This window comes from Streptomyces sp. NPDC093071, from assembly GCF_044754545.1.
Taxonomy (GTDB): Bacteria; Actinomycetota; Actinomycetes; order Streptomycetales; family Streptomycetaceae; genus Streptomyces.
In genome coordinates this window covers 653,691-679,113 of record NZ_JBIVPH010000003.1, presented here as the reverse complement: position 1 = coordinate 679,113, position 25,423 = coordinate 653,691, and the positions used below count along the sequence as shown (strand labels likewise).

Here is a 25,423-nt window from a genome sequence, read left to right as displayed (position 1 = left end):
CTTGGTGGGGCCGTAGGGGGAGGGGGCGTGGGGAAGGGGTCGTGGGGGAGGAAAGGGGGGCGTGCGGAGGGGGCCGTTCAGAGGGGGCGTTCAGAGAGGTGCTCGGAGTGGCGTTCAAAGGGGGAAGAGGCGCCGCACGGCCTCCGCGCCGGCCGGGACCAGCGGGGTGTAACCGCCCGTCACGACCGTCAGCGGCGCGACGAAGCCGCACCAGGCGACCTCGCGCGGATCGGGCCGGGGCGGCCGGTCCGCCGTCCAGCGGTGGACGGTCAGGAAGGCCGCGCCGTGCGGATCGTCCACGCGGATCCGGTACGCCTCCGCGAGGCCGGGCGCGTCCGTCCAGCCCAGCTCCTCGCGGAGCTCACGGAGCGCGGCCGCCCGGTAGTCCTCGCCGGTCCGGACCGCGCCGCCGATCAGGACGTCGTAGTGGTCCGGGTAGACCGGGGTCGAGGAGGTGCGCCGGTAGAGCAGGACCCGTCCGGCGCGGTCGGCGCAGACGGTCGCCGCGTACCGCTTGAGGAGCCCGTCCGGCGCCCCGCCGGACCGCCCGCCCTGCGCCACCACCCGGTCCCGGGGATCGACGTAGTCGACCCGCTCGGAGGGGCGTGCGGGGGAGGTCCGCGCGCCGGGGGCGTACGGCTCCGGGGGCTGCGCGCTCACGTCCGCCCGGGGAGACGCGTAACCCCCGGCCCGGCAGCCGGCGCTCCGTCGCCGGGCAGGGGTGTCGCCCGGGGAGAGAGGCCGAGGAGGGGGGCTCCGGACGCCCGCGCGGCGCCCCCGCGAGGGAGGACCGGAGGCGCACCAAGGGTGACGCGTCGTGCTTGCATGATGACGCATCGTAAACCCGATGGCGATCTTCACCCTCCTCCCGCACCCCTCCCGGGTCACCTCTCGAACCCGCTGCCGAACTTTCCACCGGGTGGGCCGTTCGGGCCGGGGACCGGGACCGGGGCTGGGCCCGGGAGTCCGGGGGCTCGGCGGCCGGGGCTTCGGCACCCCCGTCTCCCCGTTCATCAAACTGTAAGGAGCCCACTCCACCCCTGCCCCTATACTCACCCCATGTCCGACATCACCATCCGGCGTGCCACCGCCGACGACTCCCGGCGGCTCACCCGGCTCGTACGGGGCTCCCGGGCCTACCGGGGGGACTACGCGGCCATGGTCGAGGGGTACCAGGTCGGCGGTCCGTACATCGAGCACCATCCCGTCTTCGTCGCCGCCGACGGGGGCGGGGACGGCAGGGTGCTCGGGTTCTACGCACTGCTCGTCGAGGAGGCCGAACTCGACCTCGCGTTCGTCGCCGACGGCTCCCAGGGGCTCGGCATCGGGCGGCTGCTCATGGAGCACATGGCCGGGCAGGCCAGGGCCGCCGGACTCGACTCCGTGAAGGTCGTCGCGCACCCGCCCGCCGAGGAGTTCTACCTGCGCACCGGCGCCGTCCGCACCGGGGCCGTCCCGCCCTCCGGCCGCATCCACTGGGAGCGCCCCGAGCTGCGGTACGACGTCGCGTGACCGCCACCGACGAACGCGAGCAGGAGCGGGAGCGCCGGCGGCTCTTCGCCGACCTCACCCCGCTGCGCACCTCCGTCGACTACCGCCGCCTCTGGTTCGGGAACACCGTCTCCTGGGTCGGGCAGGGCATGACCGCCCTCGCGATCTCCCTCCAGGTGTACGACATCACCAGCTCGCCCTTCTCCGTCGGGCTCGTCGGACTCTTCTCCCTCGTCCCGCTCGTCGTCTTCGGCCTGTACGGCGGCGCGATCGCCGACACCGTCGACCGCCGCAAGCTCGGCCTCGCCAGCGCGACCGGCTCCGCCGTGCTCTCCATAGCCCTGGCGGGCGCCGCGTTCGCCGGCTTCCACCGCGTCTGGTTCCTGTACGCGATCGTCGCCCTCCAGGCCGTGTGCGCCGCGCTCAACTCGCCCGCCCGCAGCGCGATGATCCCCCGGCTCCTGCCGCCCGAGCAGCTGCGCGCCGCCAACGCGCTCAACTCGATGGTCATGACCTTCGGCACCCTCGTCGGACCCAGCCTCGGCGGTCTGATCGTCGGGCTCGCCGGCTACCAGACCGCCTATCTCGTCGACGCCGTCGCCTTCACCGCGAGCCTGTACGCGATGTGGCGGCTGCCGTCGATGCTCCCCGACCGCAAGGGGACCGAGCGGGCCTCGGTCCTCGACGGGCTGCGCTTCCTCGCCACCCGGCCCAACCTGCGCATGACGTTCTTCTCGGACTTCTGCGCGATGATCCTCGCCCACCCCCGCGCCCTGTTCCCGGCCGTCGCCGTGCTCTGGTACGGCGGGGACGCGAAGACCGCCGGCCTCCTCGTCGCCGCGCCCGCGTTCGGGGCGCTCCTCGGCGGCGTCCTGTCCGGCTGGCAGGGCCGGATCCGCCACCACGGGCAGGCGATCCTGATCGCCGTCGCCTGCTGGGGCACCGCCATCGCCGTCTTCGGACTGACCCGGAACCTCTGGCTCGGGCTGCTGTTCCTCGCCCTCGCCGGCTACTCCGACACCGTCTCGATGATCTTCCGCAACACGATGATGCAGGTCGCCGCCCCGGACGAGATGCGCGGCCGGCTCCAGGGCGTCTTCATCGTGGTCGTCGCGGGCGGCCCCCGGCTCGGGGACTTCCTCGCGGGCTCCGCGGCCGACCTGACCTCCCCGGCCGTCGCGATCACCGGCGGCGGGATCGCCTGCGTCGTCGCCGTCGGCCTGCTCGCCCTGTACGGACGCGGATTCCGCCGCTACGACGCCCTGGACCCGACGCCATGAGTTGCGCGGGTTCCGTGAGTTCTGTGAGCTCCGCGAGCAATCTCCCCGAACGGCCCCGACTGTCCTGGCGGTTGGCCGCCACGGCGCATAACCGCCAGGAGTGACAGGAGTCAACCCCCGTGCGATGAGCCAAGACTCCTCGCGGCACCCGGAAACACCCCCGACCCCGGGGCCGCGAGGAGTACTCCGCCGATGTCCACACCCATCGCCAGAGGAAGGGCCGGGCTGCTCGCCGCGGGCATCTCCCTCGTGATGCTCTCGGCCGGGCAGACCGCCGCCGCCGGGACCAACGCCGCCGGGACCCCCACCGGGGCCACCGCCTCCGCACCGGCGGGCGCCTTCGGGGCGTCCGCGACGAGCAGCACCGTCACCCTCGTCACCGGCGACCGCGTCACCCTCACCGCGCTCGGCGACGGGCGGCGGACCGTCACCGTCGACCGGGCGAAGGGCGCCACCGGCGCGATACGCACCCGGACCTCCAACGGCCGGATCACCGTGATCCCCGACGAGGCCCGCCCCCACCTCGCCTCCGGCGCGCTCGACCCGCGCCTCTTCGACGTCACCGGCCTCGTCGAGCAGGGCGTCACCGACGCACTTCCGCTGATCGTCACGTACGGCGGCAGGAGCACCCGGAGCCCGGCCGCCGCCCCGCGCGGCGCCGAGACCGTCCGCGCCCTGCCCAGCATCGGCGGCGCCGCCGTCACGGCCACCGACCCCGCCGCCTTCTGGCAGACCTTCACCGCCCCGGCCGCCCGGAGCACCGCCGCCGCCCCCGCCAAGGTCTGGCTCGACGGCCGGGTGCGGGCCGCCATGGCCGACTCCAACGCCCAGATCGGCACCCCGAAGGCCTGGGAGGCCGGGCTCACCGGCAAGGGCGTCAAGGTCGCCGTCCTCGACACCGGCGCCGACCTCACCCACCCCGACCTCGCCGGCCGGGTCGCCGAGTCCAAGTCCTTCATCGAGGGCGAGGAGGTCGCCGACCGCAACGGCCACGGCACCCACGTCGCCTCCACCGTCGGCGGCAGCGGCGCCGGCTCCGACGGCAAGGAGAAGGGCGTCGCCCCCGGCGCGACCCTCGCCGTCGGCAAGGTGCTCGATGACGGCGGCTCGGGCACCGAGTCGCAGATCATCGCCGGGATGGAGTGGGCCGCCAAGGACGTCGACGCCAAGGTCGTCTCGATGAGCCTCGGCTCCCGCGAACCCAGCGACGGCACCGACCCGATGGCCCGGGCCGTCGACGCCCTCTCCGCCGAGACCGGCGCCCTCTTCGTCGTCGCCGCCGGCAACTCCGGCGCCCCCGGCTCCATCGGCTCGCCCGGCGCCGCCGACTCCGCGCTCACCGTCGGCGCCGTCGACTCCGACGACCGCGCCGCGTACTTCACCAGCCAGGGCCCCCGTCACGGCGACCAGGCCCTCAAGCCCGACCTGTCGGCCCCCGGCGTCGGCATCCTCGCCGCCCGCTCCCAGCTCACCTCCGGCAGCGGCCTCTACACCTCGATGAACGGCACGTCCATGGCGACCCCGCACGTCGCCGGCGTCGCCGCGCTCCTCGCCGAGCGGCACCCCGACTGGACCGGCGCCCGCCTCAAGGACGCCCTGATGTCCTCCGCGAAGCCGCTCGACGCCACCGCCTACGCGCTCGGCGCCGGCCGGGTCGACGTGCCCGCCGCGATCTCCGCGGGCGTCACCGCCACCGGCTCCGCCGACCTCGGCTTCACCTCCTGGCCGTACGAGGAGAACGAGCCGGTCACCAAGACCGTCACCTACACCAACTCCTCCGACACCCCCGTCGAGTTGAGCCTCGCCGTCGAAGGAATGCCCGCCGGGGTCGCCGCCCTCGCCGACACCACCCTCACCGTGCCCGCCCGCGGCACCGCCTCCACCACCGTCACCGGCGACGGCACCAAGGCCCCCGTGGGGCAGTCCTCCGGCCGGATCACCGCCACCGCCGACGGCGCGCCCGTCGCCCGCACCGCCCTCGGCCTGGTCAAGGAGGAGGAGCGCTACACCCTCACCGTCCACGTCAAGGACCGCGACGGCGCCCCCGCCCCCGCCTCCCTCGGCGTGCAGCGGCTCGCCCCGGACGTCGACCCGTTCCCGGCCGCCGTCGGCGAGTCCGGCACCCTCGAACTCCGCCTGAAGCCCGGCACGTACACCGTCGACACCTTCCTCGACGTGCGCGGCTCCCACGGCCCCGACTCCCTCGGCCTCGGCTTCCTCACCGCGCCCGAGATCGTCCTCGACCGGGACCGCGAGATCATCCTCGACGGACGGCAACTGCGCGAGATCCGCGCCGAGGTCGACAAGCGGACCGAGACCCGGCAGCTCCTCATGGAGTTCGACCGGAAGGCGAACGGCGCCTCCTACGGCGGAGCCGTCCAGGTCCCCCTGACCTACGACTCGATCTTCGCCGCGCCCACCCGGAAGCCCGCCACCGGCACCTTCGAGTACCGGACCGTCTGGCGCCTCGGCAAGCCGCTCCTGGAGGCCTCCGTCGACGGCACCCGCCTCTCCGGCGCCACCCCGCAGGCCGGCGCCACCCTCCTCGAAGGCGCCCACCGCCTCGGCCTCGTCGACGCGGGCGACGGCACCCCCGGCGCGTACACCGGCAGGAACGTCACCGGCAAGGCCGTCCTCGTCCGCCTCACCGACGGCGCCGACCCCGTCCGGCTCGCCCAGACCGCCCAGGACGCGGGCGCCAAGGCCCTGTTCGTCACCGACGGCGCCCCCGGCCGCCTGATGAAGTGGTTCGGCACCGCCGACTACCAGGACCGCCCGCTCGCCGTCGCCACCGTGAACACGGCCGACGCCAGGAAGCTCGCCACTGCCGCCGCCCGCGGCAAGCGCATCGACCTCACCGGCACCCGCTTCACCCCGTACACCTACGACCTCTCCGAGGGGTACCCCGGCGCCATCGGCAAGGACCTCGTCTTCCGCCCCGGCCGCGCGGACCTGGCCACGATCTCCGCCACCTTCCACGCGCCCACCAAGCGCGAGGAGCTGGGCGGCGAGTTCCGGTACTCGATCACCGACACCTTCCCGATCGGCTTCGGCTTCAAGGAGTACGTCGCCTTCCCAGCCGAGCGCACCGAGTACGTCTCCACCGGCACCGGCCAATACTGGCACGAGTCCGTCGACCTCGGCGACTCCCTGGAGCAGCGCGGCGGCCGGTCCGTCTACCGGGGCGGCAGCCGCGCCGACCTCGACTGGTTCGGCCCCGTCTGGCACCCGTGGCTGGGCACCGGCCTCGGCTGGGGCCAGCAGCGCACCGGCAACGACCTGCGGTTCAACACCCCCGGCTGGGGCGACTCCGGCACCGACCACACCGGCTTCGGCAACGTGTGGAACGACGACACGATGACCCAGTACACCGAGGTGTACGTCGACGGCGTCCGCGTCGACCGCAAGACGAGCTCCGGCGCCTACGCCTGGGACGCCCCGGCCCGGGAGGCGGAGTACAGGGTCGTCACCGAGACGGCACTCGACCGGGACCGCTGGCGGCTCGGCACCGAGGGCCGCAGCGAGTGGACCTTCCGCTCCGCCGAGACCCCTTCCGACCGGGTCACCTACCTGCCGATGCTCAACCTCGGCTTCGACCTGGACACCGACCTGAACGGCGACGTCCGCGCCGGGACCCGGCTGCCCGTCGGGATCTTCGCCGAGTACGTGAAGGGCGCGACCGGCACCGGCACCCTCCGCACCGGCACCCTGGAGGTCTCCTACGACGAGGGGAGGACCTGGCGGAAGGTCGCCCTCAAGAAGGACCGGCGCGCCGCCTCCTGGACCGGTGAGCTGCGGATCCCGCGCGGCGCCGGCTCCGTCTCGCTGCGGGCCGGCGCGAGCGACGACCGGGGCGGCTCGGTCACGCAGGAGCTGATCCGGGCGGTGGGCGTGAAGTAGGCACCCGTACGGAACACCGGGCCGGGCCCCCGCGCGGGGGCCCGGCCCTCCTCCGCTCACCCCGACCCCGCCGCGGACAGCGCCTTCTTCAGGATCTTCCCCATGTCGTTGCGGGGAAGCGCCTCCAGATAGCGCACCGTCCGGGGCCGCTTGTGCGGGGCGAGCAGCCCGGCCACGTGGTCCGCGAGCTCGGCCCCCTCCGGGGGCGCCGAAGCGTCCGAGGGCACCACCCAGGCCACGATCCGCTCGCCCAGGTCCGGATCGGGCTCGCCGGTGACGGCCGCCTCCCGCACCCCCGGATGGTCCAGGAGCGCGTTCTCGATCTCGCCCGCCCCGATCTTGTAGCCGCCGCTCTTGATCAGGTCGGTCGCCCGGCGCCCCACCAGACGCACCGTCCCGTCGGTCTCCCGCACCGCCATGTCGCCGGTGCGGAACCAGTCCCCGTCGAAGGCCGCCGCCGTCGCCTCCGGCCGGTTCAGATAGCCGGAGAACAGGTTCGGACCGCGTACCTGCACCTCCCCGACCGTCTCCCCGTCCCGCGCGCCGAGCACCGAGCCGTCCTCGTCCACGAGCCGCAGGTCCACGCCCGGCAGCGGCGTCCCGACCGTCCCCGGCCGGGGCTCCCCGCCCGGCCGCACGCTGGTGTTCATCAGGGTCTCGGTCATCCCGTACCGCTCCACGACCGTCCGGCCCGTCGCCGCCGCGATCCGCTCGTGGTCGTGGACCGGCAGCGCCGCCGAGCCCGAGACGAGCAGCCGCGCCCCGGCCAGCGCCCGGACCAGCCCCTCGTCGCCGGAGAGCGCGTCCGCGAGCCGGTGGTACATGGTCGGCACCCCGAACAGCACCGTGCCGCCCCCGGCGCCCAGCTCCCGCGCCACGCCCTCCACCGAGAACGCGCTCAGGTGCCGCACCTCGCCGCCCCGCCGCAGCGGGCCCAGGATCCCGAGGACGAGCCCGTGCACGTGGAACAGCGGCAGCGCGTGCACGAGGACGTCGTCGGACGTCCACGCCCAGGCCTCGGCCAGCGCGTCCAGCGAGGCGGCGACCGCCCGGCGGGAGAGCAGGACGCCCTTCGGCGGGCCCGTGGTTCCGGAGGTGTAGACGATCAGGGCCGGGGACTCGGGGTCGACCTCTCTCTCCCCGCCCTCCGGGAGGGGGTCCGGGGCGTCGAGCTCCACGTCGATCCGGGGGAGCGCCGCGAGCCCCGCGGGCAGCGCGTCCCCGGGGCCCGCGAGCACCGCGCCGGGCGCGCTGTCCCCGAGGATGTGCGCCAGCTCCCGCTCGCCCGTGCGCGGATTGAGCGGCACGGCGGGGACGCCCGCGAGGAGGGCGGCGACCACCGCGACCGCCGTGCGCGCGTCCGGCGTCGCCCAGACGGCGACCCGCTCCAGGCCGTCGAGCCGGGCGGCCAGGGCGCCGGCGGTCCGCGCCAGCTCCCCGTACGTCAGCGCGTCCGCGCCGCAGCGCAGCGCGGGCCGGTCGGAACGGGCAGCGACGGCGGGAAAGAGTGCGCTCACCGGTCGTCCTCCTCGGGTCGGGGCGAGGGGTCTCGCCAGGGTCACCGGAGGAATTCTGCCCGCGCGCCGAAGGCTTTCCCGGGCGCTCGCCCCGACCTTCCCCCGAGGTTTCCCCGACGCCGTCTCAGAGGTTTCCCCGACACCCCCTCAGGGACGACCGGCCGCCGGGGCCCAGGGAGGACGGCCGCCGGGCCCCTCAGGAGCGGCCCGCCGCCGGGAGCGCTTCGGCGGCGGGAGCACTTCGGGGTCGCTTCGCGGCGGCTTCAGGAGCGGCCCGCCGCCGTCCTCGCCGGCTCGGGCTCCGGCTCCTCGCCGCCCGGCCGGATCCCGCGCATCCGCCCGTACGCGTACACACAGCCCGCGAGCGCCAGGTCGGAGAGGAGCATGAACCCGATCGCGTACGAGTCCTTGGCGCTGTAGATCGCGCCCATCACCAGCGGCGGCAGGAAGCCGCCCAGGCCGCCCATCGCGCCGACGATGCCGGTCACGCTGCCGACCTTGGCCTGCGGGGTGACCTGGGAGACCAGCGCGAAGACCGAGCCGCTCGACGTGCCGAGCCCGGCCGCCATCACCAGGAGGGCGATCGTGCCGCCCGGGTACAGCGGCGGGTCGAAGGCCTGGACGATCGCGAACAGGGCGGCCGTGCCCAGCGCGGCGGCCGTCACGAGCGCCGGGTGGAACCGGTCCGAGAGCCAGCCGCCGATCGGCCGGAAGACGACGGTGACCAGGGCGAAACCGGCCGCCTTGGTGCCCGCGTCCGTCGGGTCCAGCTCGTACCAGGTCTTCAGGTACGTCGGCAGGTACACGCCGAACGCGACGATGCCGCCGAAGCCGATCGCGTACAGCGCCGACAGCTCCCACGTCACCCGCAGCCGCGCCGCCGAGCCCAGCCGGGTCGCGAGCGAGGCGGTGGGCACGGGCCGGTCGGGCCGGTCGGTGATGAGGAAGAAGGCGAGCACCGCGTACACGGCGAGCGCGATCGCCACCACGAGGAACGGCAGGTTCTCGCCGTGCTTCGCGATCCGGGGCGTGAAGTAGCCGGAGAGCGCCACGCCGCCCATGCCCATGCCGAACACCCCGAGCGCCAGACCGCGCTTGGCGGGCGGGAACCAGGAGTTGACCAGCGGGATGCCGATCGCGAACGTGGTGCCGCCCAGGCCCAGGAGGAAGCCGACGACCAGCATCAGGCCGTAGCTGTCCTTGACCACGGTCAGGAGCAGCACGGGGACGATCGTCAGCGCCGCGAACAGCGGGAACATCGTCTTCGCCCCGTACCGGTCCGTCAGCGCGCCGGCCGGGACGCGGCCGATCGAGCCGACCAGGACCGGCACCGCGACGAGCAGCGACTGCTGGAAGGAGCTGAGGCCGAGCCGGTCGCCGTACCAGCTCGCGAGCGGTGCGATCAGGTTCCACGCCCAGAAGGTGAGCGTGAAGCCGATGGTGGCCATCACCAGGTTGCGGTAGGCCGCTGCGGTCGGGGGCTTGGTGTCGGTGTCCACGCCTCCAGTCAAGATCCCGGCCGGGGGCACGGCGCGCCGGACTGCTCCGTACGGGGAAGTCCCCGTACGCGCCTCACGGCCAGGTCACCACGGTCGGCGGGGTCCCGTCGTCCTCGATCCGCAGCCGGACGCCCCCGTCCCCGGCCGTCACCCGGACGGTGATCGCCCCGATCCCGGACCGTCGGTGCGCCGCCGCGAGCGCCCCGCGCAGGACGCCGAGCAGCCTTCCCTCCGTCTCCCCGTCGACGAGGGCGTCGACCGCGCCGGAGAAGTGCACGGACGGCTGGAAGCCGAGCAGGACCGCCGCTCCGCCGGTCTCGCGCAGCACCCGCCCCCGGAAGGTCGTCGGCGCGTCCGCCGGCGGCTGCTGGAGCGCGAAGATGGCCGTGCGGACCTCCTGGATCGTGGAGTCCAGCTCGTCCACCGCCCGGCCCAGCAGCACGCTCTCCTCGGAGGGGTCCGAGGAGGAGGAAGAGCAGGAGGAGGCCGCCGCCCGCCGCCGGGTCGACTCCAGCATCATCTCCGTGGCGAACAGGCGCTGGACGACCAGGTCGTGCAGGTCCCGGGCGATCCGGTCCCGGTCCTCGTACACCGCCAGCCGCTCCCGGTCGTGGCGCGCGTCCGCGAGGACGAGCGCGAGCGCCGCCTGGGAGGCGAACTGCGAGGCGAGCAGCTTGTCCACCGCCGAGTACGGCGGGCCGCCGCGCCGCCGGGGGAGGGCGAGGGTGCCGATGAGCTTCCCGCCGCTCCGCAGCGGCAGCATCATCGACGGGCCGAAACGGGACCGGACGTGGGTGGTCATCCGCGGGTCGGTCGCCGAGTCCTCGACGAAGACGGGCTCCCCGCCCAGGAGCTGGACGAGGACGGGGGAGCCGGGCGCGATCGTCGTCCCGATCAGGTCCCCCGGGTCGTCCTGCGTCGAGGCGGCGACGATCTCCATCCCGCCCTCGGCGGTGGGCTGGAGGACCACCCCGGCCGAGGCGCCGGCCAGGACGCGGGCCCGCTCGGCGACGGTCGTCAGGGCGTTCTCGGCGGACGCGCCGGTGAGCAGGGCCGTGGTCACCGCGGCCGCGCCCTCGATCCAGCGCTCCCGCTGCCGGGCCGTCTCGTACAGACGGGCGTTGCCGATGGCGATCCCGGCCTGCGAGGCGAGGACCCGGAGCAGGGCGAGGTCCTCCTCGGTGAAGCGGCCCGCGCGCTTCTCGGTGAGGTAGAGGTTGCCGAAGACCTCGGTGTGGACCCGGATCGGGACGCCCAGGAAACCGTGCGTCTCCGGATGCCCCTCGGGCACGCCGGAGGAGCGCGGATCGGCCGTCAGGTCGTCGAGCCGCAGCGGCCGGGGGTCCTCGACGAGGAGACCCGTCAGGCCGGTGGTGCCGTCGGGGAGGTCGGTCAGGCCGGTGACGCCGTCGGGGAGGCGGCCGACGCGCCGCCGCTCCTCCTCCGTCATGCCGGCGGTGAAGAGCTCGGTGAGCCGCCGGCGCTCGGGGTCGACGACCCCGAGCGCGCCGTAGCGGGCGCCGATCAGCTCGGTGGCGGAGTCCACGATGTGCTGGAGCGTGGCGCGCAGTTCGAGGTCCGTACCGACGCTGAGGACCGCTTCGAGCAGCAGGGGAAGACGGGGCGGTTCCGCGTCCGGGCCTCCGGAGGAGCCCTCGCCCCTGTCCTCATCCATGAGCGTCATGGTCCCATTGTCGTATGAACGGGGCCTTTTCGGCGTTTCGGGTACGCCGGAGCGTTTCGGGTACGCCGGAGGGTCACTCCTCCTCGTCGTCCTCGGCGAAGGGGTCCCGCACCGACAGCGGGTCCAGGACCATCGGCTCGACCTTGCCCTCCAGCATCGCGCCGAGGCCCAGGACCGCGCACACGTCCGGCCGTTCGGCGATGTGCACCGGCATCCCGGTCGCCTCGCGCAGCATCTGGTCGAGACCCGGCAGCCGGGCGGAGCCGCCGACCATCATGATCCCCCGGTCCGCGAGGTCGGCCACCAGGTCCGGCGGGCAGTCCCGCAGCACCTTCCCGATGCCGTCGAGGACCGCCGTCAGCGGGGTGTGGATGGCCTCCCGCACGGCGGCCGTGTCGACGGTCACCGAACGGGCCAGGCCCGTGGCGACGTCCCGGCCGTGGATCTCGGTCCAGGCCGGGCCCTGGGGCGTCAGGCCGTTGCCGCTGAGGGCCAGTTGCAGCGGCCGCACCGACTGGCTCGGCAGCATCAGCTCGTGGTGGTGGCGCAGGTGCTGGATGATCGCGTGGTCGATGGCGTCGCCGCCGATCGGCATCCGCTCCGCCGTGACGATCGCGCCCAGCGAGAGCACCGCGACCTGCGTGGTCGCCGCCCCGCAGACCATGATCATGGTCGCGGTCGGCTGCTCGACGGGCAGCCCGCAGCCCACGGCCGCCGCGATCAGGGTGTCGACCAGCTCGACCCGGCGCGCCCCCAGACCGACCAGGGTCTCCACGGCCGCGCGCTGCGCCAGCGGGTCGCTGCCGTGCGGGGTGCACGCGGCGGCGCGCAGCCGGGGCTTGCGGCGCAGCTGCCGGCGCAGCTTCTCGCCCAGGAGGTGACGGAGCATCCGCTGCGCCATCTCGATGTCGACGACCGTGCCGCCCGTGACCGGGCGCACGACCCGGATGTAGTCGGGGGTGCGGCCGGTCATCTTCTCGGCGAGCGCGCCCACGGCGATCAGCGCGCCGGTACGGACGTTGACGGCGGCGACGCTCGGCTCGTCGACGACGAGTCCGGCGCCCTTGACGAAGACCCGGGTGCGGGAGGCACCCAGGTCGACGGCGACATGGCAGCGGCGCAGCTGCTCAAGGCTGACGGTCATGGCGGATCCTCCGGAGTGCGGTGCCGGCACGTGCGAGGTGGTGCGCGGTCCTCTTCGCATCGTCCGGCCGTCCGCCCCCGGGCGCGCGCTGGGCTGAGCCGGGAGGGGGGCGGGGAGCCCCCTCCACGGTGAGCCGCCTTCTCCGGAACCGTCCGCAGCGGTCCGACTCCGGAGGGTCCGAAGAGGTCCGGCAGGGACGCGGCAGGGATCCGGAGGCGATCCTTCCCGAAGCGGGAGAATCACGACGCACCGCCGTCGACCTGCGGTTTCCTCACAGGATCCTCACGTACGCGCCTATCTGACGGCGTGCCGGGCCGCATAGCCTGCGGGCCCCATGGACTACTGCCACGCGTGCCGGCGGCATCTCAACGGGGCCCTCGCCTGCGCCGGGTGCGGGACCCCCGTGGAGGAACTGCGGTATGAGACCCCCCGCGCCGCCGCTCCCCGGCCGACCCCGGCCGCCGCGCCCGAGCACGTCTACGAACTGGACGTCGTCGAGCCGCCCCGCCCGCCCGCCGGAGGCCGCCGGGCCGCCCGCGCCGCCGCGCGGGGCCGTTCCGCGCGCCGGGGGAGGCGGTCGCGGACGCGCCGGGGCCGCACGGTCCTGCTGGCGACGGCCGGACTGGTGCTCGCGGCCGGCACCCTGAGCCTGGCGAAGCTGGCCCTGGAGCCGGCCCCGCCGGGCGGCGTCGCCACGGCCGTCCAGGAGCTGGAGGTCACCGAGACCCCGCTGCCGCCCGACCCCGTCGAGAGCACCGGAACGCCGGACGGCTCCGGCCCGGCCCCGGTGACGGACGCGCCGGACGCCGCCTCCACCCGCCCCCGCCAGGTCGGCGCGGACTCCACCGCCGGGACCGGTACGGGATCGAGCGCGGGCGTCGGTACGGGAGGTACGGGACAGGGGGCGGGCAAGGGAACGGGCACCGGCTCCGGCGGCACGCCCGGCTACGGCTCCGGTGGATCCGGCTCGGGCCCCGGCCCGGCCACCGGTCAGGGCGACGGCGGCACTCCGCCGCGGTCGCCGGACGCCACGGAGCCCGCCCCTCCTTCCGGCTCGCCCGACGTGACCCCCTCCGAGGGAGGCCCGACACCTTCCGAGCCGGGAAGGCCGGGGAACCCCGGAAAGCCCACGGCACCGGCCACCACCCCCACGCCGAGCGTCACCCCGTCCCCGGAGCCGACCCCCACCTGCACCCCCTTCCTCTGGTGGTGCGTGTAGGCCTCCGGTGGTGCGTGTGGGAAGCGGAAGGGCGGGAACGAGGCCGGCCGCGGGGCCCCGGCCCGCCCCTTACGCCGGGTCCACGCCCAGCATCCGCTTCAGCAGGTCCCGCAGCAGGGCCCGCTCGACCTCGGTCAGCTCGCCGAGCGGCTCGCGCGCGAAGTCGAGCGACTCGCGCAGCCTGCGGGCGACGGCCCGGCCCTCCTCCGTGGGCACGGCCAGCTTGACCCGCCGGTCGTCCGGGGCGGGCCGCCGCTCCACGAGGCCGCGCCCCTCCAGGCGGTCGACTATCCCGGTGATGTTGGACGGCTCGCACTTCAGCTTCTGGGCGATGCGGCGCATCGGCAGCGGTTCGAGCGAGAGCAGGCCGAGGACCCGGGCCTGGGCGCCGGTCAGCGCGTGCTGCGCGGCCGCCTGCTCGTACTCCTCGTAGTAGCGCGCCACGACCGTGCCGATCAGCTCGACGACTTCGAGGGTCAGGGGGTCCGTGCGTGAGGTGGCCATGGGGTCCATCCTACCCGGATACTTGACAACATGAAATATCAAGGAGCATGGTTGTTTCAGGCAGTGAACCTTTGTTGATCTGAAGCTTTTCTGGAGGCCGTGCCCATGTCCGCTCTTCCCGCGTCCAGCCGCGAGTGGCACCTCGTCGCCCGTCCCCACGGCTGGCCCGTCCCCGCGGACTTCGCCCTGCGCGAGACCCCGGTCACCGAGCCCGCCGAGGGCCGGATCCTCGTGCGCAACCTGCACTTCTCCGTCGACCCGTACATGCGCGGCCGGATGAACGACGTGAAGTCGTACGTCCCGCCGTTCAAGCTCGACCACCCCATGGACGGCGGCGCGGTCGGCGAGGTCGTCGCGTCGAACGCCGAGGGCTTCGCCGTCGGCGACCACGTCCTGCACGGCCTGGGCTGGCGCGAGTACGCCGACGTGCCCGCCCGGCACGCGACCAAGGTCGACCCGGACCTCGCCCCCCTCTCCGCCTACCTCGGCGTGCTCGGCATGACCGGCCTCACGGCCTACGCCGGACTCTTCGAGGTCGCCTCCTTCAAGGAGGGCGACGCCGTCTTCGTCTCCGGCGCGGCCGGCGCCGTCGGCAGCCAGGTCGGCCAGATGGCCCGGCTCAAGGGCGCCTCCCGGGTCATCGGCTCGGCCGGCTCCGACGAGAAGGTCAAGTGGCTGGTCGAGGAGCTCGGTTTCGACGCCGCCTTCAACTACAAGAACGGCCCGGTCAGGGACCAGCTCCGCGAGGCCGCCCCGGACGGCATCGACGTCTACTTCGACAACGTCGGCGGGGACCACCTCGAAGCTGCGATCTCCTCGCTCAACGTGCACGGCCGCGCCACCATCTGCGGCATGATCGCCCAGTACAACGACACCGAGCCGGTCCCCGGCCCGCGCAACATGGCGCTGATCATCGGCAAGCGGCTGCGCCTCCAGGGCGTCCTCGTCGGCGACCACTACGACCTCCAGGAGCAGTTCGTGCAGGAGGTCGGCGGCTGGCTCGCCGCCGGCGAGCTCAAGCACCGCGAGACCTTCGCCGAGGGCATCGAGAACGGCGTGGACGCCTTCCTCGGCCTGCTGCGCGGCGACAACACCGGAAAGATGATCGTCACGGTGTGACCCGCTAGGCTTCCCCCAGCCGTCGCGATCGTGGGCGCGAGTCGCGGCGAACCGCAGAAGGAAGTACCCAGCATGTCCATCCAGCACTCCGACGTCCTCTACACCGCGGTCGCCACCGCCGAGAACGGGCGTGACGGACGCGTCGCCACCGACGACGGCAGGCTCGACGTCGTCGTCAACCCGCCCAAGGCCATGGGCGGCTCCGGCGAGGGCACCAACCCCGAGCAGCTCTTCGCGGCCGGCTACAGCGCCTGCTTCCAGGGCGCCCTCGGGGTCGTCGCCCGCAACGAGAACGCCGACGTCTCCGGCTCGACGGTCACCGCCGAGGTCGGCATCGGCAAGAACGACGACGGCTTCGGCATCATCGTCAAGATCTCGGCGACCATCCCGAACGTGGACGCCGAGACCGCCAAGAGCCTCATCGAGAAGGCCCACCAGGTCTGCCCGTACTCCAAGGCGACCCGCGGCAACATCACGGTGGAACTCGCGGTCTGACCCCGGACGCGCACCGTCGTACGAGGACCGCACCCCGGCCGGCCCGGGGTGCGGTCCTCGCCGCCACCGGCACCGGAGGCCCCACCGGAACCGTGGTCCCGCCGGAACCGGGCTCCTCGCCGGGACCGGCACCGAGGACCCCGCCGCCATCGGAAGCGAAGGCCCGGCACCAGGGCCCCCGCCACCGCGACCGGGCCCCCCGACCGCCCCCGATAGGGTGACCCCCATGCGTGATCTCGGGGTGGGTTTCGGTTACCTGGTCAAGGGCCAGAAGTGGGTGGCCAAGCACGGGCGGTGGTTCGGATTCGGGCTGTTGCCCGGGCTCGTGACCCTCGTCCTCTACGTCGGCGCCCTCGTCGGACTCGGCTACGGAGCCGACGACCTGGCCGCCTGGGCGACCCCGTTCGCCGACGACTGGACCTCGCCCTGGCTCGACGTCCTGCGCGGCACCCTGACGGCCCTCGTCTTCGTCTTCGGCCTCTTCCTCGCCGTCATCACCTTCACCGCCGTCACCCTCCTCGTCGGCCAGCCCTTCTACGAGTCGCTCTCCGAGGCGGTCGACCGCGGCGAGGGCGGCGAGGTGCCCGAGTCCGGGCTCCCGCTCTGGCGCGAGCTGTGGATCTCGGCCCGGGACAGCCTGCGGATCCTGCTGCGGGTCGCGTTCTACGGCATCCTGCTCTTCGCCTGCGGCTTCATCCCGGTGGTCGGCCAGACCGTCGTCCCCGTCGTCGGCTTCTGCGTCTCCGGCTTCTTCCTCACCGAGGAGCTGACCTCCGTCGCCCTCCAGCGCCGGGGCGTCGAGTTCAAGGAGCGGCTGAGCCTGCTCCGCGGCCGCCGGACCGCCGTCCTGGGCTTCGGAGTTCCGCTGACCCTCGCCTTCCTCGTGCCCTTCGTCGCCGTGTTCCTGATGCCCGGAGCCGTCGCCGGCGCCACCCTGATGGCCCGCGACCTGCGCGGCGAGACCTCCGACGAGGACCGGGACGAGGACCGGGGCGACGCTTCTCCGGAGAACCCGCGGCACGACGGCAACCTTCCTCCGTCCGGCGGCGACCAGGGGGTGCACCACCTCCCCCACTGACGAAGGAGCACGATGACCTCCCACCAGCGTAGGACCGGCCACCAGCGCAGGACCGGCCGCCGCCGCGCCCTCATCGGCGGACTGAGCGCCCTCGGCCTCACCGGCGCCGCCGTCGTCACCAGCACCCTGCTCGCCCCGGCGGGCGCGGCGACGGGCGCCTGGCCCCGGGCCACGGGCAGCAAGCCGGTCGCCACCACCATCGAGGTCTCGGGCACGTACGACGGCGGCCTCAAGCGCTTTCACGGCACCGGCGCCCTCGGCTCGGACGGCCAGGACGAGAACCAGAAGCCGGTCTTCGTCCTGAAGGACGGCGCGGTCCTCAAGAACGTGATCCTCGGGACCCCCGCCGCCGACGGCGTCCACTGCCTGGGCAGTTGCACCCTCCGGAACGTCTGGTGGGAGAACGTCGGCGAGGACGCCGCCACCTTCAAGGGCACCTCGCCGAAGTCCGTCTACGCGGTCCACGGCGGCGGCGCCAAGGGCGCCTCCGACAAGGTCTTCCAGTTCAACGGCGCGGGCAAACTGGTCGTGACCGGGTTCCAGGTCTCCGACTTCGGCAAGCTCGTCCGCTCCTGCGGCAACTGCAAGAAGCAGTACCCCCGCTCGATCATCCTCAACGACGTCGACGTCACTGCCCCCGGCACGTCGATCGTCGGCGTCAACGCCAACTACGGCGACACCGCCGCCCTGCGGAACGTACGCGTCCACGGCGACGCCAAGAGGAAGATCGAGCCGTGCGTCCGCTTCACCGGCAACAGCACCGGCAAGGAGCCGAAGAGGACCGGCGCCGGACCCGACGGCACCACCTGCCGCTACTCGGCCGGGGACCTCTCCTACGAGTGACCAGGTAGCCCTACAAGCGCCCGGGTAGCCCTACAAACGCCCCGGTAGTCCGACGAGCGGCCCGGTAGCCCTACGCGTAACCCGGTAGCCCGTCGGACGCGCCCGGCCCTCCCCGGGCCTCCTCCAGGACCGGGTGCAGCTCCGGCCGGGCCTCCCACCACTCCCGGTGGAACGCGTTGGTCCGCACGTTCGCCACGTAGGCCTCGGCCGCCGCCCGGTACAGCAGCTCCGCGTGCCGGGCGGGCACCGCCGCCCTGTTCCAGGCCAGCCGGATCCGCCCGTTCACCGGATCGCCCTCCAGCGGCCGCAGCACCGTCCCCGCGGCCGGCGGCGCCGTCGGCTGGCTCAGCGAGATCGCCCGGCCCGCCGCGATCAGGTCGTAGTGCATCTTGCGATCGGCCACCCGGTGCCGGAGCAGCGGGGCGAACCCGGCCCGCGCGCACGCCGCCGTCAGCGCCTCCGGGCCGCCGTCGTCGTCCTCCACCAGCGTCATCCAGGACTCGCCCGCCAGCTCCGCGAGCGCGATCCGCTCCTTCGCGGCCAGCGGGTGCCCCGCCGAAAGACGCACGCAGAACGGCTCCCTGGGGACCAGCGTCCGGGCCGTCACGCCCTCCGGCAGCGGCACCTCGTGGTCGTTGACCTCCCCGTACAGCACGGCGTCGTACCGGCCCGCGCCCAGCTGCCGAGTCAGCGTGGTCACCGAGTGCTCCACGGTGACCGCGATCTCCCGCCCCACGAGCACCTCTTCGAGCCGCTCCATCAGCCGGTCCACCAGGACGAGCAGGATGCAGCCGAGCCGCAGCGGGGCGTCCGGCGCGACGGCCCGCGCCCCGGCCGCCAGCGCGTCCATCTCGCCGAGCACCAGACGCGCCTTGGCGAGCACGAACTCGCCGAGCGGCGTGGGCTCCACACCGCTGCGACCGCGCAGGAACAGCTCCCCGCCCGCGACCCGCTCGATCCGCCGCAACTGTGCCGAGAGAGCCGGCTGCGAGACCCCGAGACGCACCGCCGCGCGCCCCAGACTGCCCGCTTCCGCTATCCGGCAGACGGCCTCCAGATGCCTCAACTCCAGCTGCATTTCAGCAGCGTACGCAGCACCGGGCGGCCGCACCATAACCCGCGTCTTATGCCGCATGGGATGTCCCGGACTGGTCGTGTCCACGCCCATACTCGGCGCGACGATCCGACTTCCCCACTCCGGATCGCACTCCGGACCCCCACTCCGGATCCCCACCCCGATCCCCACCCCGGATCACCGGCCCGGAATCCCCACCCCGGATCCCCCACCTCGAACGGAGCACCCGTGCACCCCTTCAGACTCACGGCGGCCGTGGCCGCCCTGGCGCTCTCGGCGAGCCTCGCGACCGCCCTCGCCGGCCCCGCCACCGCCGCCCCCCAGGCCCCGTCCGGGCCGCAGTCCCAGCCCGTCCCGCCCGGCCACGGCAGGTCCCTCGCCCTGGCCGCCGCCGACACCGCCGCCGAGAGCGGCCTCGACGAACTGCGGCACGGCACCGACGAGGAGCTCGTCCGCACCTCCGTCACCCCCTGGGCGAACGGCCTGTACTACGCCGCCTACGAGCGCACCTACAAGGGCCTCCCGGTCGCCGGCGGCGGCGACGCGGTCGTCCTCACCGACTCCAAGGGCGCGGTCCGCGAGGTCACCGGGGCCAAGGCCCCCGCGATCCGGCTCGCCACCACCACCGCCAAGGTCCCCGCCGGCACGGCGCTCGCCACCGCCCGCAAGCAGCTCGCCTCCGTCGAGTCCGCGAGCACCCCCGAACTGACCGTGCTCCTCAAGGCCGGCAAGCCCGTCCTGACCTGGCACACCCTGGTCGTCGGCCGGACCGCGAAGGGCGCCCCCAGCTCCCTCGACACCCACGTCGACGCCCGCACGGGGGCCGTCGCGCAGTCGACCGAGAAGATCCTGCACGCCGACGGCCGCGGCTACCACAACGGCAACGTCACCATCGACACCGCCGCGAACTCCATGACCGACACCACCCGCGGCTCCTTCAAGTGTGGCGGCCAGAACGGCAGCGCCTACACGGGCACCCCGCCCTGGGGCAACAACGGCGCCAACGACCTGGTCACCGCCTGCGTCGACATCATGTACGCGGCGCAGAAGGAACACTCCATGCTCAAGGAGTGGTTCGGCTACAACGGCCAGAACGGACAGGGCGGCATGGTCCCGGCCCGCGCCGGGCTGAGCGAGGTCAACGCGTACTACGACGGTACGAAGACCACCTACGGCCGCAACCGGAACGGCACCAACCAGCTCACCGGCATCGACGTCGTGGCCCATGAGTACGGCCACGAGATCTTCGACCGGACCCCGGGCAGCGCCGGCTCCTCCAACGAGAACGGCGGCCTCAACGAGTCCACCGGCGACATCTTCGGCGCGCTCACCGAGCACTACGCCAACAACCCCAACGACACCCCGGACTACACGGTCGGCGAGAAGCTCAACTTCACCGGCAACAACCAGCCGATCCGCAACATGTACAACCCGTCGCTGATCAACAACGACCCCAACTGCTACACCCAGCTGACCTCGGGCACCGAGGTGCACGCGGCGGCCGGACCGCAGAACCACTGGTTCTACCTCCTCGCCGAGGGCTCCAACCCGGGCGGCGGCAAGCCCAACAGCCCCATATGTTCCGGCGGCCCCTCCTCCGTGACCGGCATCGGCATCCAGAAGGCCGGCAAGGTCTTCATGGGCGCCCTGCTCATGAAGACCTCCTCCTGGAACCACCTGGCCGCCCGCAGGGCGACCCTGACCAGCGCCAAGAACACCTACGGCAGCGCCGAGTGCAACGCGGTGAAGGCCGCCTGGAACGCGGTCGGCGTCCCCGCCCAGTCCGGTGAGACCGACTGCGGCGGCTCCACCAACCCGGACTTCTCGCTCGCCCTGAACCCGTCCTCGGGCTCGGTCCAGCCGGGCGCCTCCGTCACCTCCACGGTGAACACCGGCACCGTCGGCGGCAACGCGCAGACCGTCCAGCTCTCCGCGAGCGGCGCCCCGAGCGGCGTCACCGTCTCCTTCAGCCCCACCTCGGTGACCTCGGGCAACTCCTCCACGATGACCGTCCAGGTCGCGGCGGGCACCGCCAACGGCACGTACCCGATCACCGTCACCGGCACGGGCTCCACCACCCACACCGTCACCTACCAGCTGACGGTCGGCACGACGACCCCGCCCACCGGCTGCGCCAACTCCCAGCGCACCTACCAGGGCAGCCTGACGTCCGGCCAGACCGCGGTCCAGCCCGACGGCTCGTACTACTACGCGGCGGCGTCCGGCACCCACACGGGCTGCCTGCGCGGCCCGGCCGGCCAGGACTACGACCTGTACCTGCAGAAGTGGAACGGGTACGGCTGGACCGACGTGGCCGTGGGCGGCACGGCGACCGCCGACGAGAACACCAGCTACTACGGCACCGCCGGCTACTACCGGTACGTGGTCCACGCGTACAGCGGCTCCGGTGCCTACACGCTGGGTCTGAGCGCCCCGTAACGGGCCGGGGGTCCCGTCACGGGGTCCCGCGCCGGGCGGCCGACCCGAACGGCCGCCCGGCGTCCGCGCGCGTCCGGGACCTCCGGGCCCCTCAGCCCGCCCCGACCTCCGCGAGGACGAAGCCCGGCCGGTCCGGGCCCGCGTCCGCCAGCCGCTCCCCGTCGGGGCCCCAGACCCCGGCGCCGCCCTGTCCCACCCCGTCCTCGTTGGCCCCGAGGACGTTGCCGAGCACCACGTACAGGCCGAAGTCCCGGGCCCGCACCGGATACACCTCGGTGAACGAGTCGTTGCCCGCGGTCAGCACCGAACTCGCCAGATAGACCGCGCAGCCGTCGGCCGCCGCCCGCTCGGCCAGGTCCGGGAAGCGGTTGTCGTAGCAGGTGGCCGTCGCGAACCGGACCCCGTCGAGCACGAACCGCCCGTCCTCCGTGCCCGCCGCGAACACCTCCCGCTCGACGCCGTACAGGTGCCGCTTGTCGTAGCGGGCGAGGAGCCCGCCGTCCGGGCCGATCACCAGCGAGGTGATGCCGGGCCGCCCGTCCGCCGTCCGCACCGGCCCGTTGACCACGGCCGCCGCCGACACCGCGCGGCACGCCTCCCGGACGGGGTCGAGCCGGGGGTCGTCCTCGGCGAGGACCAGGCCGGGGGAGTCCCGTATCAGCGAGGGCTCGTACCCGCTGAGGCAGAGCTCGGCGAAGACGACCACGCGGGCCCCCGCCTCCCCGGCCTCCCGGACCAGACCGGCGACGGTCCGCGCGTTGGCGTCGATGTCCCCGGCGACCGGGGCGAACTGGGTGGCTGCGACGATCATGACCCCATCATCCCGCCCGGGGACCGGAGCGGGTCAGGAAGGGTCCTCCCCGCCGTACAGCAGCCGTACGAAGTCCCGGAAGGCGCCCGGCATGTCGACCGCCGACGGGTCCAGGAGCCACTGGTACTGGAGGCCGTCCATCACCGCCGTGAGCAGCGGCGCCGCGCGCTCCGGGGTGAGGCCGCCGGGCAGCCGCTCGCCGAACTCCAGGCGTAGCACCTCCGCCATGTGCGCCCGGACCTGGGTGTACCGCTCGGTGAAGAACTCCCGCGCCGGATGCCCGTCCGTGACGCTCTCGCCGAGCAGCGCGGAGAAGGTCTGCACGATCCCGGGACGCATCGCGTTGTACTCGACGAGGGAGTCGACCAGGTCGAGGCGCCAACCCTCGCGGCCCCCGCCGCCGCTGGTGTCCCAGTGGTCCCGCTCCTCCAGGACCGCGACGAGCAGGGCCTCCTTGGTCGGGAAGTAGTGCAGCAGCCCCTGCTGGGTCAGCCCGACGCGCTCGGCGACGGCGGCGAGGGTCGCGCCCCGGTAGCCGCGCTCGGCGATCACTTCGAGGGCGGCGCGCACGATGACCGCGCGCCGCTCCTCGCTCCTGGCCCGCACCATCCCCGGGGCTCCCTTCCGAAAGTCCGTCCGGACAGGACCGTACCTCTTCATACAAGTAACAGAATCGTCACATCGCCTACCTCCCTACAGGGAGATCGGTGCACGATGGGGCCATCGGTACGTCGACGAGGAGGTACGGCCATGGCGGAGACGGGCGCGGAGACGAGTACGGACACAGGTGCGGAGACGGGTACGGACGCGGGCGCGGGCGCGGCGGGGGAGGCCGCCCGGGAGGCGGTCGTCGAGGCGGCGCTCGGCAAGCTCGACCTGGACGCCAAGGCCCGGCTGCTCGGCGGCCGGGACATGTGGAGCCTGCACCCCCTGCCCGAGATCGGCCTCGACCCCCTCGTCCTGTCCGACGGCCCCGTCGGCGTCCGGGGCGTCCGCTGGACCGCCGACGACCCCTCCGTCGCCCTGCCCTCCCCGACCGCGCTCGCCGCCGCCTGGGACCCCGCGCTCGCCCGCCGGGCCGGCCGGCTCCTCGCCCAGGAGGCCCGCCGCAAGGGCGTTCACGTCCTGCTCGCCCCCACCGTCAACCTGCACCGCAGCCCCCTCGGCGGCCGCCACTTCGAGGCCTACAGCGAGGACCCCCTCCTCACCGGCGCGATCGGCACCGGCTACGTCCTGGGCGTCCAGGACGGCGGGGTCGGCACCACCGTCAAGCACTTCGTCGCCAACGACGCCGAGACCGACCGCTTCACCGTCGACAACCGCGTCGCCCCCCGGCCCCTCCGCGAGCTCTACCTCGCCCCCTTCGAGGCCATCGTCAAGAACGCCCGCCCCTGGGGGATCATGACCGCGTACAACCAGGTCAACGGCGTGACCATGACCGAACACCACCACCTGGTGAACGAGGTCCTGCGCGGCGAGTGGGGCTTCGACGGCGTCAACGTCTCCGACTGGATGGCCGCCCGCTCCACCGCCGGCGCGCTCCGGGGCGGCCTCGACCTCGCCATGCCGGGCCCGGCCACCGTCTACGGCGAGGCCCTGGCCGCCGCCGTCCGCGCCGGTGAGGCGGACGAGTCCGCCGTCGACGCCGCCGTACGCCGCGTCCTGCGGCTCGCCGCCCGCGTCGGCGCCCTCGAAGGCGCCCCGCCGGCCGTCACCGCACCCCCCGCCCCGATCGACGGCGCCGCCCTGGCCCGCGAGATCGCCCACCGCGGCTTCGTCCTGGTGCGGAACGCCGTACGGGAAGGGCGCAGGATCCTGCCCCTCGCCCCCGGCACCACCGTCGCCCTCTCCGGCGCCGCCGCCCGCGACGCCCGCGTCCTCGGCGGCGGCTCCGCCCAGGTCTTCCCCGACCACGTCGTCTCCCCGCTCGACGGCCTCGCCGCCGCCCTGCCCGCGGGCGCCCTGACGTACGCGGTCGGCGCCGACCCCAGCGACGAACCCGCCCCCGCCGGACAGGGCTTCGCCCTCCGCGCCCGCTGCCGCGACGCCGCCGGGAACCTCCTCGGCGAGGGCTCCCTGCCCAGCGGCCAGGTCCAGTGGATCGGCGGCGACCTGCCCGACGGCGTCACCCACGAGGCCCTCGCCTCCGTCGAGGTCGTCGGCACCTTCACCCCGCGCGAGACCGGCGCGCACTCCTTCGGCACCCGAGGCCTCGGCGCCTTCGTCCTCACCGTCGACGGCGAGACCGTCTTCGACGGCGTCCAGGCCATGGGCTCCGAGACCGACCCCTTCGAGGCCTTCTTCGGCTCCCCGGTCGTGCGCGCCGAGGTCCCGCTCACGGCGGGCGAAACCGTCGAGATCTCCCTGCTCCACACCCTCGACAAGGAGTTCGCGGCCCCGCTGCCGGCCGTCGCCTTCTCCCTCGTCCACCTCGGTCCGCGCCGTGACCCCGACGAACTGATCGCCGAAGCCGTCGAGTCCGCCCGCGCCGCCGACACCGCCGTCGTGGTCGTCGCCACCACCGAACGCGTCGAGTCCGAGGGCTTCGACCGCGCCGACCTCCGGCTCCCCGGCCGCCAGGACGACCTCGTACGGGCCGTCGCCGCCGCCAACCCGAACACCGTGGTCGTGGTCAACGCCGGCTCCCCGGTCGAGCTGCCCTGGCGCGAGGACGTGGCGGCGGTCCTGCTCGCCTGGTTCCCCGGCCAGGAGGGCGGCGCCGCCCTCGCCGACGTCCTCACCGGCGCCGAGGAGCCCGGCGGCCGCCTCCCCACCACCTGGCCCGCCGTCCTCGCCGACGCCCCCGTCACCGACGTCGTCCCCGTCGAGGGGGAACTCGCATACGCCGAGGGCCCCTTCATCGGTTACCGCGCCTGGGACCGGGGCGGCCGGACCCCCGCGTACGCCTTCGGCCACGGCCTCGGCTACACCACCTGGTCGTACGACTCCCTGGTCGCGGGCCCCGACACGGCCACCGTCCGGCTCACCAACACCGGCGACCGGCCGGGCCGCGAGACCGTCCAGGTCTATCTGGCGCCCGCCCCCTCCTCCGGCGCCGCCGAGCGCCCGGCCCGCGTCCTCGCGGGCTTCGCGAGTGTCGGGGCGGGGCCCGGCGAGACCGTCGAGGCCGTGATCGCGCTCTCCCGCCGCGCCTTCGAGATCTGGGACGAGGAGCGGGACGACTGGACCTTCGTTCCCGGGGCATACGAGGTCAGGGCCGCCCACTCCCTGGACGACGTGCGCCTGACGGCCGTCCTGGAGATCGACTGACCCTCCGGTGCGGCCCCGTGGAGAGACCGGGCCCCGGGGCGGAACCTGACATCCG

Annotated in this window: 19 protein-coding genes; 10 read left to right on the top strand and 9 right to left on the bottom strand. The window is 74.0% G+C overall.

Annotation, left to right across the window (positions count from 1 at the left end; genetic code table 11):
• Positions 1–114: 114 nt before the first annotated feature.
• The gene (locus ACIQD7_RS14410; protein ID WP_402441806.1) at positions 115–660 is read right to left on the bottom strand and encodes an NUDIX domain-containing protein; all 546 of its coding nucleotides are present in this window, start codon (positions 658–660) and stop codon (positions 115–117) included.
• A gap of 399 nt (positions 661–1,059) precedes the next feature.
• Here ACIQD7_RS14410 and ACIQD7_RS14405 point away from each other — a divergent pair, with 399 nt between their 5' ends.
• From ACIQD7_RS14405 to ACIQD7_RS14395, 3 genes are all read left to right on the top strand, one after another.
• On the top strand, positions 1,060–1,512 hold the full coding sequence (locus tag ACIQD7_RS14405) for a GNAT family N-acetyltransferase (RefSeq protein WP_402441805.1): 453 nt from the start codon (positions 1,060–1,062) through the stop codon (positions 1,510–1,512).
• Positions 1,509–2,771 (top strand): MFS transporter, encoded by a 1,263-nt coding sequence (locus ACIQD7_RS14400; protein WP_402441804.1) that lies wholly within the window; start codon positions 1,509–1,511, stop codon positions 2,769–2,771. Before ACIQD7_RS14405 ends, ACIQD7_RS14400 begins: the two co-directional genes overlap by 4 nt.
• 192 nt (positions 2,772–2,963) lie before the next feature.
• Positions 2,964–6,671, top strand: coding sequence for a S8 family serine peptidase (locus ACIQD7_RS14395; protein WP_402441803.1), 3,708 nt, complete (start codon positions 2,964–2,966; stop codon positions 6,669–6,671).
• 56 nt (positions 6,672–6,727) lie between these two features.
• Here ACIQD7_RS14395 and ACIQD7_RS14390 read toward each other — a convergent pair whose 3' ends face one another.
• The 4 genes from ACIQD7_RS14390 to ACIQD7_RS14375 form a co-directional block, all read right to left on the bottom strand.
• Positions 6,728–8,188 (bottom strand): acyl-CoA synthetase, encoded by a 1,461-nt coding sequence (locus ACIQD7_RS14390; protein WP_402441802.1) that lies wholly within the window; start codon positions 8,186–8,188, stop codon positions 6,728–6,730.
• Positions 8,189–8,451: 263 nt separating this feature from the next.
• Positions 8,452–9,636, bottom strand: a complete 1,185-nt coding sequence (locus tag ACIQD7_RS14385) for an MFS transporter (protein ID WP_402442349.1) — start codon at positions 9,634–9,636, stop codon at positions 8,452–8,454.
• Positions 9,637–9,760: 124 nt separating this feature from the next.
• Positions 9,761–11,371, bottom strand: a complete 1,611-nt coding sequence (locus ACIQD7_RS14380; protein ID WP_402441801.1) for a GAF domain-containing protein — start codon at positions 11,369–11,371, stop codon at positions 9,761–9,763.
• Positions 11,372–11,444: 73 nt separating this feature from the next.
• A complete protein-coding gene (locus ACIQD7_RS14375) occupies positions 11,445–12,515 on the bottom strand; it encodes a rod shape-determining protein (protein WP_402441800.1) in 1,071 nt (356 codons plus the stop codon).
• Between the two features lie 334 nt (positions 12,516–12,849).
• On the opposite strand from ACIQD7_RS14375, the gene ACIQD7_RS14370 reads away from it, so the two are divergent.
• Positions 12,850–13,734 (top strand): hypothetical protein, encoded by an 885-nt coding sequence (locus ACIQD7_RS14370; protein WP_402441799.1) that lies wholly within the window; start codon positions 12,850–12,852, stop codon positions 13,732–13,734.
• A 69-nt stretch (positions 13,735–13,803) separates the two neighbouring features.
• On the opposite strand, the gene ACIQD7_RS14365 is transcribed toward ACIQD7_RS14370, so the two are convergent.
• Positions 13,804–14,238 (bottom strand): MarR family winged helix-turn-helix transcriptional regulator, encoded by a 435-nt coding sequence (locus tag ACIQD7_RS14365; RefSeq protein WP_402441798.1) that lies wholly within the window; start codon positions 14,236–14,238, stop codon positions 13,804–13,806.
• Positions 14,239–14,343: 105 nt separating this feature from the next.
• On the opposite strand from ACIQD7_RS14365, the gene ACIQD7_RS14360 reads away from it, so the two are divergent.
• The 4 genes from ACIQD7_RS14360 (at position 14,344) to ACIQD7_RS14345 (ending at position 17,773) form a co-directional block, all read left to right on the top strand.
• Positions 14,344–15,357, top strand: coding sequence for an NADP-dependent oxidoreductase (locus ACIQD7_RS14360; RefSeq protein ID WP_402441797.1), 1,014 nt, complete (start codon positions 14,344–14,346; stop codon positions 15,355–15,357).
• Between the two features lie 72 nt (positions 15,358–15,429).
• On the top strand, positions 15,430–15,852 hold the full coding sequence (locus ACIQD7_RS14355) for an organic hydroperoxide resistance protein (protein WP_121830582.1): 423 nt from the start codon (positions 15,430–15,432) through the stop codon (positions 15,850–15,852).
• Between the two features lie 226 nt (positions 15,853–16,078).
• Positions 16,079–16,930 (top strand): EI24 domain-containing protein, encoded by an 852-nt coding sequence (locus ACIQD7_RS14350; RefSeq protein WP_402441796.1) that lies wholly within the window; start codon positions 16,079–16,081, stop codon positions 16,928–16,930.
• A 12-nt stretch (positions 16,931–16,942) separates the two neighbouring features.
• Complete coding sequence (locus ACIQD7_RS14345; protein WP_402441795.1) at positions 16,943–17,773, top strand: pectate lyase; 831 nt, start codon at positions 16,943–16,945, stop codon at positions 17,771–17,773.
• Positions 17,774–17,843: 70 nt separating this feature from the next.
• Here the strand turns inward: ACIQD7_RS14345 and ACIQD7_RS14340 are convergent, their stop codons facing one another.
• Entirely contained in the window at positions 17,844–18,851 is a 1,008-nt protein-coding gene (locus ACIQD7_RS14340; protein ID WP_402441794.1) for a LysR family transcriptional regulator, read from the bottom strand.
• Between the two features lie 225 nt (positions 18,852–19,076).
• On the opposite strand from ACIQD7_RS14340, the gene ACIQD7_RS14335 reads away from it, so the two are divergent.
• The gene (locus ACIQD7_RS14335; RefSeq protein WP_402441793.1) at positions 19,077–21,287 is read left to right on the top strand and encodes a M4 family metallopeptidase; all 2,211 of its coding nucleotides are present in this window, start codon (positions 19,077–19,079) and stop codon (positions 21,285–21,287) included.
• A 91-nt stretch (positions 21,288–21,378) separates the two neighbouring features.
• Here the strand turns inward: ACIQD7_RS14335 and ACIQD7_RS14330 are convergent, their stop codons facing one another.
• Both ACIQD7_RS14330 and ACIQD7_RS14325 read right to left on the bottom strand, forming a co-directional pair.
• Positions 21,379–22,098, bottom strand: a complete 720-nt coding sequence (locus ACIQD7_RS14330) for a carbon-nitrogen hydrolase family protein (RefSeq protein ID WP_402441792.1) — start codon at positions 22,096–22,098, stop codon at positions 21,379–21,381.
• A 33-nt stretch (positions 22,099–22,131) separates the two neighbouring features.
• Positions 22,132–22,707, bottom strand: a complete 576-nt coding sequence (locus ACIQD7_RS14325) for a TetR/AcrR family transcriptional regulator (RefSeq protein ID WP_402441791.1) — start codon at positions 22,705–22,707, stop codon at positions 22,132–22,134.
• 141 nt (positions 22,708–22,848) lie between these two features.
• Here ACIQD7_RS14325 and ACIQD7_RS14320 point away from each other — a divergent pair, with 141 nt between their 5' ends.
• Entirely contained in the window at positions 22,849–25,368 is a 2,520-nt protein-coding gene (locus tag ACIQD7_RS14320) for a glycoside hydrolase family 3 protein (RefSeq protein ID WP_402441790.1), read from the top strand.
• The last annotated feature ends 55 nt before the right edge of the window (positions 25,369–25,423 follow it).